Annotated in this window: 4 protein-coding genes; 2 read left to right on the top strand and 2 right to left on the bottom strand. The window is 58.9% G+C overall.

From position 1 onward, the window contains the following. Both ACXJL8_RS25840 and ACXJL8_RS25835 read left to right on the top strand, forming a co-directional pair. On the top strand, window positions 1-492 hold a 492-nt coding region (locus ACXJL8_RS25840; protein WP_456685828.1), incomplete at its 5' end, for a D-sedoheptulose 7-phosphate isomerase. Between the two features lie 4 nt (window positions 493-496). Further along, on the top strand, window positions 497-1,711 hold the full coding sequence (locus tag ACXJL8_RS25835; RefSeq protein WP_456685827.1) for an HAD-IIIA family hydrolase: 1,215 nt from the start codon (window positions 497-499) through the stop codon (window positions 1,709-1,711). 120 nt (window positions 1,712-1,831) lie between these two features. Here ACXJL8_RS25835 and ACXJL8_RS25830 read toward each other — a convergent pair whose 3' ends face one another. Then, on the bottom strand, window positions 1,832-6,097 hold the full coding sequence (locus ACXJL8_RS25830) for a methyltransferase domain-containing protein (RefSeq protein WP_456685826.1): 4,266 nt from the start codon (window positions 6,095-6,097) through the stop codon (window positions 1,832-1,834). Between the two features lie 57 nt (window positions 6,098-6,154). Next, the gene (locus ACXJL8_RS25825) at window positions 6,155-7,222 is read right to left on the bottom strand and encodes a GHMP family kinase ATP-binding protein (protein ID WP_456685825.1); all 1,068 of its coding nucleotides are present in this window, start codon (window positions 7,220-7,222) and stop codon (window positions 6,155-6,157) included. Between the last annotated feature and the right edge of the window lie 1,534 nt (window positions 7,223-8,756).

The raw sequence follows: 8,756 nt of genomic DNA, 5'->3' as shown, positions 1-8,756 counted from the left end.
ACCAAGGCCTGCGTGAGCGCTTTGCGCGGCGGCGGTAAGCTGATGTTTGCCGGCAATGGCGGGAGCGCGGCGGATGCACAGCACATCGCAGGTGAGTTCGTCTCCCGCCTCAATTTTGACCGAGCTCCATTGGCTGCAATCGCTCTGACCGTCGATTCGTCAGTCCTGACGGCTGTTGGTAACGATTACGGTTACGAGCGAGTCTTCGAACGCCAGGTGCTCGGCCTTGGGCGGCGAGGAGATGTCTTCATCGGCATTTCGACATCGGGTCGCTCGCCGAATATCCTGCGTGCTCTGCGCGCCGCGCGGGAGCAAAATGTGACGACCGTCGGCTTCACGGGGTCTGCCAGCGACGCGATGGAGCCGCTCTGCGATCTGCTCCTTGCCGCGCCGCACGCCTCTACCCCGATGATTCAGCAGTTGCACATCACGGCTGCTCACGCGATCTGCGGCGCGGTCGAGGCGGAGCTGTTCGGCCAACGCGGCAACTGAAAGCATGCAGCCTCACGTAATCACGCAGGCCGTCATCCTTTGCGGTGGTATAGGCAGTCGACTCGGCGCGCTCACGCGAACGACGCTCAAGCCGCTGCTCCCCGTAGCAGGAACGCCATTCCTCGAGCGGCTTCTATTCGAGATCAAGCGCCACGGCGTGGATAGGGTTCTATTTCTTGCTGCCCACCGCGCCGAGGAGATCAATGCCTTCGCTACCGAGGTCTGTCCGCGCCTGGGGCTCTCCTTCGATGTTTCAGTGGAGCCCGACCGGGCCGGAACGGGCGGGGCCCTATGGCACGCCCGCGCCCATCTCGACCCGGTTTTCTTCCTGTTCAACGGCGACAGTTGGTTCGATATAAACATCCTGGATCTCGCGTTGCGGCTGGACGAGGATACAGTCGCGACTCTTGCTTTGCGACGCGTCGCCGACGCGGCGCGCTACGGCACCGTCACCCTCGACCGCGGACGCATCTGTCAATTCGCGGAGAAGACGGGCGAAGCGGCGGACGGTCTGGTCAACGGCGGCGTCTACGCAGTCAGGCGGTCCTTCGTGGATCAGCTGAGCCCCGCCTGCTCACTGGAGTCGGACGGATTCACTCCTCTGGCTGCGGCCGGGAAGCTGGCGGGCCGCGTCTACGACGGGTTCTTCCTCGATATCGGGATCCCGGATGATTACGCGCGGGCGCAGGTGGATATACCGGCAGCCCAACGCCGGCCAGCCGTCTTTCTCGACCGGGACGGGGTCCTGAATGAGGATCGCGGTTATGTCGGCTCGGTCGAGCGCTTTGCATGGCTGCCCGGAGCTCCCGAGGCCGTCAAACGCCTGAACGACGAGGGCGTCTTCGTGTTCGTCGTGACCAACCAAGCAGGCGTCGCGCGCGGCTTCTACGACGAGGATAGTGTGCGACACCTGCATGCCTTTATGCAGGCGGAACTACGTGAAATTGGCGCGCATATCGATGCGTTTCGATTTTGCCCGTTCCACCCGGATGGCGTTATTCCCGCCTACGCACGCGCTTCCGAATGGCGGAAGCCTGCACCAGGCATGATCCTCGATCTCCTCGCAAACTGGCCGGTGGATGCGAGCCGAAGCGTGTTGATCGGTGACCAGGATCACGACGTCGCAGCAGCAGAAGCGGCAGGCCTCGTCGGCTACAAGCTCTACAAGGATGAGCCCCTGGCGAAGGCTCTAGCCACGGCATGGGGCAAGAATCGCTGACCTTAAAAAACCGCGGCCGCACCGGCGCCAAGGACCGCGAGGGTCGGTGATTTTATCACCGAACCCCAAGACCTCGATGCCGCACGGAATCTGCTTCTTGAGCAACACCCGCGGGCAGGATCAACCGTTATCAAATTCCTTGATGAACGGACTTAGGCTCTCGACCAAGGAATTGATTGCATAGTTCTGCTCCAAAAATTTTACCGCGTTGTGTGCCTTGTCGTTTGTTGAAGCGGGATTCGAAATGCAATTTATGACGTGCTTAGCAAATTTTTCAGCATCATCAGCAATGAAACAAATTTTGTCTGCCTCAGTGATTCCTTGAACGCCAGTTGGCGTCGAGACCACAGGTATACCCTTGGAAAAAGCCTCGATCAATTTCCCCTTGACGCCGCCGCCGAAGCGAAGCGGAACGATCGCCAGAGTGGCATGCTTATAGAGTTGATCAAGGGCGAGATCGCTGATGTGACCAGCTACCGTGATCGACTGTCCAAGATTCATCAGGGACCTAATGCTCTCGGGCGGATTCGATCCCGCAAGCGTCAGCCGCACATCCGGGCAAGCGGCTCTGACAATAGGCCAAACTTCGGAAACGAACCAGATCACCCCATCCACATTCGGTTGATGCTGAAACCCGCCAACGAACATGAGATGTTCGGACTCGCGTTTCACGCTGCTTCTGACGCGCGTGTGCATCGCTTCGATCTCGGGGCTATCAAAGTACCAAGCCGGTACGGCGGCGGCGGGGAGACCGGGTAGTCGTTTGCTGAGAACTTCGATCTCGTCGCCGCTGGGATAAAGCGCGACATCGGATTTCAGGCAAATCTGCTCTTCCAGCCGGCGCATGGCCTCCATCTCCAGGCGCAAGTCATCCGTCGGGTTCACCGCTAGCTGCTTCTCGAGGCGCTTCCAGTGTAGGTCATGGCCGTAGTACAAGATTTTGGTCTTGCTACGATCTATGATGTCGATGTATTTTTCTGCTATCTGTGGCCGGCTCAAGAACACGTAAGGTATGAAGTCTTCAGACGCTCGGATCCAGTTTTCGAAGCCATCTACATATTGCGGTCCGTAGATGATCTCGACGCCCATATCCTGCATTGGCTTTGCGTATGCGCGATCGTGATAGAGGTTGTCTGGCCAGAAGGTAACCTGAAAGCCTTGCTGCACGAACATCCGCGTGAAATGCAACATCGTTCGCGAGCCGGCATCGCGATCCCATTGAGGGATGTAGTGATCGACGATGAGGATATGAGGTTTGCGGGCGCTGCGGTCGCGCGCCAGGAAGACGTTCTGCGCATTGGGATGAAGCTCCCGCGCAAAGGTCTCCTGCCAGCGATCGACTAGCTTGGCGTGATTGGTGACCTGATAAGTCTTAACGCCTGAATTGACATCGCGCCCGTGTGATCGGCCCTCATGATGGATCAGGACCGAAGAGGCGGCCAGCCACATCCGGCTTCCGGCTGCGCGGACCCGGAAGGCGAGGTCGGAGTCTTCGCAGTAGGCTGGCGAGAATAACGTATCGAAACCGCCGAGTTCGTCCCAGAGGGTTTTCGACAGGGCAATCGATGCACCGGAACAGTAATCCACGTCTTTCGAGTAGCTAAAATGCGGCAGGCGCGGATCGGAGCCGCGGCCGTAGTTCCAGGCACTCCCATCCTCCCACATGATGCCACCGGCTTCCTGGAGCGTGCCGTCGCCGTTGATAAGCTTCGAGCCCGTCATCCCGATGTTCTTGCCGGACTGGAGAGGCGCGATCAATTCGTCGAGCCAGCCCGGCAACACGAGGGTGTCGTTGTTGAGGAAGACAAGATAGCGTCCTTCCGCCTGGCGGGCGCAGGCATTGCAGTTCTGCAGGAAACCCAGATTGGTTGCGTGCCGCGTCAGGGTTACGGATGGCCCGAGCGCGCCGACGATCCGGGGCGTCGCATCGGTCGAACAATCGTCGCCGACGATAATTTCCAGCGCTAGCGACGTCTTGTGCTCAAGGATTGAGACGATCGCGGTCAACGTGTAGATGAGATTATTGTGAACCGGTATAATGATGGAGACGTCTGGTCTTACCTTTTTGGATCTGTCCCTGCCCATCCGGCAGCGTCTCACCAGATATTTGAGATCAGGACTTTCCTCGAAGGCAGCGGGATCGGACTCGAACGCGGAGATCAATGAAAAGAGATACGATAATTCTTTGATTGAGGCCGGGCCGAACTCGTCGTTGATATAATCGTTCAGCGTTTGAGGGAGCCAATAATCGTTGAGGGGGGCCGGCCATGCTCTCGGATCTGCCGGCTCCTTGAGCCGTGTCAGATCCTCTTCGAGAATAAGTGACAATACATTTATCATTCGGCTGCCAGACGCCAACGCCGCGATATTCGCGGACGGCGCGTTGTTGAGCTGCAGGCCTTGGCGCATGAAGTGCAGGAAGGGGTCGGGTGTGTGCCGCAGGGCGTCCGGATAGCGCTCGCTGTAGTAGACTCGATCGAAGCAGGGATGCGGTTGGAATCCCGCGGCCAACCCATATCGAACGTAATGGGACAGCGGGTTGATTCCCGCTTCTAGGGCTTGCGGGTATTTGGCCAAATACCAATCCCCGTCAAACAAGGCACAGGGCGAAAGTCCCTCCCGCCAACCCTTCTCAAGATAATGCCGGAACGCATCGATATCGCCGTCGAGAAGTTCAGGAACGTGAGCGATGTAGTAGGACTCGTCGAAGTAGAGGCGTTCGCAGAGTTCGTCGCCCGGTTCGACCGGAAGCACCGCTTGCGCCGTCATAGGGGGTGCTGCAGCTTGAAGCCGCCGGAGAACGCGCGCAGACGTGAGCATATCGCGTCGGAGCTGATCTCTATAGGCGATCAGATCCACCATCTCGGCCAGCTCGTTGGTCGTGACGAGGGTCTCACCCTTCGCGACGCTACTTTGCATGTCGATTATGGCTGCGAGCTTGGACGCGGCGGCGTCCCTTTCGGCCGCTTGCGCCCGGAGGCTCTGCACMGATTGCTTGAGTGCGTCCTCCTTGCTGGAATGAGACGTSYGCGCCTCGGCGAGCTCTGCAGTCAGGCTATCGATTTGCTCCGCCATCCGCGCCTTTGAAGCTGTGAGCGAGGCCATCTCCGCCGCTAGCTGATCGTAGCGCGCAGCCTCGTCCGAAAGGCGCGCGCTTAAGCCGCCAAGTTTTCCCTCCATCACCGAGCGCTCATGCCACCCCACAGCAAGAACATCCGCCAAGACCGGAATGGTCGCGGTAACCGCCTCACCTTTTAAGCGAGACAGTAACGGAGTCAGGACGGACAACTCCCTCTCCAGCCCCGCTCTTTGCACCGCCTCAATGTCGGCAGCACGTTGCTCCGCCTCTACGAGCCTTGCTCGAGTCTCTTGCTCCCGCTGCAGAAGTACTTGGTTCATTTTCTCATGTTGGCCAACGAGAGCATGGCTGGCCTCCAACACGCGACGGGTCGAGGCGCGTTCAGCATCGAGCAGCGCGCGGATTTCGCCAGCCATCTGTGCTTGCTGYTGATGGACAGCGCCCTCGCGAAGCGCCGCTGCGCGTTCGTTCTCGACCTGACCGAGCCTCTGCTGGAGGGCAGTCATCTCGCCATCAACGCCTGAGGCCCAACGCATAACCTGGCGATGCTCCAACCAGAGATCGTCGTCGGGCATCAGGAAGACCGAATCTGCGGCGACCGGATGTTCGATAGGGGCATCGCTGCAGAGGCAGAGCAGGTACTCGGGTGATGCGAGCCGCGCGACGCCCGGATATAGGTCTGCTAGGCGTTCCCCGTCGCCGGGCGTGCCGGTAAGGCCGCGGTAGGCCGGGTCGTTCGGCTGTCGATGCCGGCCCAATGGTGCCAAGGAGGAGGCGATGAACATGCGCTGGCCCAGCATCTCGCGGTACGCGAATTGCCGGGCGAGAATGTCATCGAACGTCTGAAGATCGAATTCCTTGAGGTGGAACGGGTTCGGCGACGCCAAGCTCTTCCGATACTCGGGCTCGTTTGGCGAGGAGATAACAAGAAGCCCTCCAGGCCTCAGGACGCGTCTGATGTCCCCTATGAACCCTTCCGGATCGAGTAGATGCTCGATTGTCTCGAACGAAACGACGACGTCGAACGACGCGTCCGGAGCAGGAATCGCTGCCGCATCGCCACAGAGGAACTCGAGCCGCTCGCTTCCATAGCGCGTCTGCGCGGCGTCGATGCAGGCGGCATTGCCATCAAGGGCCACGACATGCCGAGCGACGGACGCGAGAACATGAGCCCCGTAACCCTCGCCGCAGGCTACATCCAACACGTCAGCACCTGCGGCAAAATCCTTGACGAAGGCGTACCGGTGCAAGTGCTCGTAAGCGATGCGCCCGCCCATCGACGGCGTGAAGCGTTCGATATCGGTCATGTCTTAACTTGAGGCCTGGCGGAGCGAAAAAGCGAAGCAGGAAGAACGAATTGCCATTCAGCCTACCTGTTTTGATTCACCGACGTTGTTGTGCACCTGCCATGCTTCGACCCCACGCCTCGTCAGGTGAACCGGCCCGGCCTCGCCACCAACCTCATTGAGATGCGAGATCAGGTTCCGACGCCGCTCCGGGTCGGTCAGGAACATGATGAAGCCTCCGCCGCCCGCCCCGGAAATTTTGCCCGCACGAGCTCCGCCGCGGAGACCCGCCTCGAAAAGTTCGTCGATCAATCCGCTTGAGACGCCAGCAGCAGTCGCTTTCTTCGAGGTCCAGGACTGGTTGAGAATGTCACCAAGCTTCCGCAAATCTCCGCCGAGTAGCGCCTGCTTCATGTCGACAGCTGCGTGCTTGATGGCGTGCAAAGCTTCAAGGGCGCGCGCGTCCCGCTGAACCATGCGGTCGACTTGCTGATTAATAATGCGCTCAGATTGCCGCGAAACGCCAGTCGAACACACGATCAGGGAGGCTTCCAGTTCGTTCAAAAAAGGCCGTTCGACCCGGAGAGGATTGACGATAACCCGGTCGTTTGGGAGAAATTCGATGAAGTTCATGCCGCCGAACGAAGCCGCATACTGGTCCTGCTTGCCGCCGGCCAGCTTCAGCTTCAGCCGCTCGATCTCGAAGGCGAGATGAGCTAAATCGTAGAGGCCTAGAGGGGTATTGCAGAGGAAGCGGAACGCCTCGCAAAGTGCAACGACCAACGCGGAGGAGGAGCCAAGGCCTGAACCAGGCGGACAATCGACACCAGTGGTGACAGTCAGGCCGATCGTTGGGTCCAGGTCGCCTCGCTCGACAAAGTGATTGTAGACTGCCCGGTGAAACCGAAGACCAGTTGCCGCGTCGAGGAGCCTACCAGTTGCGTGTGTTTCTTCCTGACCCAAATCTCCCGCTACGAAGTGCAGGACACCATCGTTGCGAGTCGCGACGAAGGCATAGGCATAGCGGTCGATGGTGCAGTTCAGAATAGCGCCCCCATAATCATCACAGTACGGGGACAGATCGGTCCCACCGCCGGCAAGGCCGAGCCGGAGGGGTGCCCGAGAGCGGACGGAAATTTCGCGCAAGTTAATCCTCATCTACAAGGCGCAGGCGTCAAGCTCGAATAGAACTGTGACGAACAGATCCGCGCGGCGAGCTCAGAGTATGATAGCTATAAGCTGACTTCCAGTCGAATTGGCCGACCGGATGGTATCGCGGCAAGCAAAATTGAGGGAACTCTAGTGACAAGAGAGTCGTTGAAACCCATGGCTATGAACGTTTCGTAAGTCTGAACGAGATGCTTCCGAATGTTAACGGAGGGACTGCCAAAAATAAGATATATCTCGCCACTTTCAGCGCTGCTTACCAAACATGTTCCGTTGGTAAGGTCAGGTCCTTCAGCAATTGCATCAAGATCGGAAAATTCCTCAAATTCTATGCTCGGCCTAAATAAAGAATCATATACCGCCGCACTAGAGATATGATGCCTTAACCCATGGAATACTAGCCAGGTTCGGGTTTTATCTTCTGATATTAACCGCCTACCGTCGAGGTCTGGGCGCACGTGCTTCAATTCTGGCTCCCGATTTTAATTGCCGCTGCAGAAATTAAATTCTTCCCACATCTCAGCAAATTCAGATAATGATGACCTATCATCTGGGACTTCGATTTGCTGCACGCGTCATCGCCCGCAGTCTGAGGGCTTTTGCCCCATCTGCAATTACCGAAGCCGATAAGTAGGGTCAATCGCTTGCTTTCCTTTCCAATCCGAGGTCGAGCACGGCCCCAACGTCCGAGCGACGGCTGAGAGACGGCGGGCTCGTCGGCGGCCGTGCGCCCCGCTGGTCACTGCGCTCGACGCTCGGCGCGCGCCTGTCGCTCTCCTCCGCGGAAGCCGAGCGGATCTATCAGTTGCTGCGGTGCCGGCCAGCCCTCCGGCGCTTCCTGGAAGATGGGCGTGTGTGCCTCCCGAACAGCGCCGTCGAGCCGACCCTGGAAGGCTTTGCGTCGGGCCGTGAGACGTGGTGTTTGGCGGCTTGGAGCGGTGCCTGAATGGCCGCGGCAGTGGCGACGCCGGTCGTGAGCGCGAAGCTGAACGGGGCCGATCCTCAGGCTTGCTCCGGCGACGTCCTCGCCAGAACCGCCGACCTCCCGCACAGCAGATGAGCACGGTGTTGTTGAGCTCGACGACGGTCACGACCCTCGATGAATGCGCGGAGTAGGTGCGGTCGCTAGTGCGGCGCTTGCTGAACCAAGCAGCCTTTTTGCCGCGCTCGTTCTCCTCGTCTGCAAAGCCCGCGAACGCGATGCAAACATCATAAGGTGAAAGGGCTCCAGCCCATCTTTCCCGCATTCCTGCGCACCAAGTGCCCCCTACAAACACGTCCCGCGCCGGCCCATCACTATCGCTGATCGTCCAGCCACAGAACACAATTTTGCAACGTGCTCACATCAGAGCCGCTAATGAGGATCTTCGCTGACGTTCCGCAACGAGACGCTTCGCATTCTGAATCAGTTCGAATTGTTGCATTTTCAGCTTCTCCCGCGCTTCCGCTCGGCTAGGCTTTTCCAGTGACACGAAGAACTCAAACTCACCCTCGAGCGTGGGCTCAATATGGG

The organism is Bradyrhizobium sp. P5_C11_2 (genome assembly GCF_054049755.1).
Note: the sequence above shows the minus strand (reverse complement) of the source record. Positions and strands in the feature narration are given on the sequence as shown.

What these genes read in the sequence shown, in the direction of transcription:
- ACXJL8_RS25835 (WP_456685827.1), top strand. Translation starts at nt 497, where the DNA reads ATGCAGCCTCACGTAATCACGCAGGCCGTCATCCTTTGCGGTGGTATA.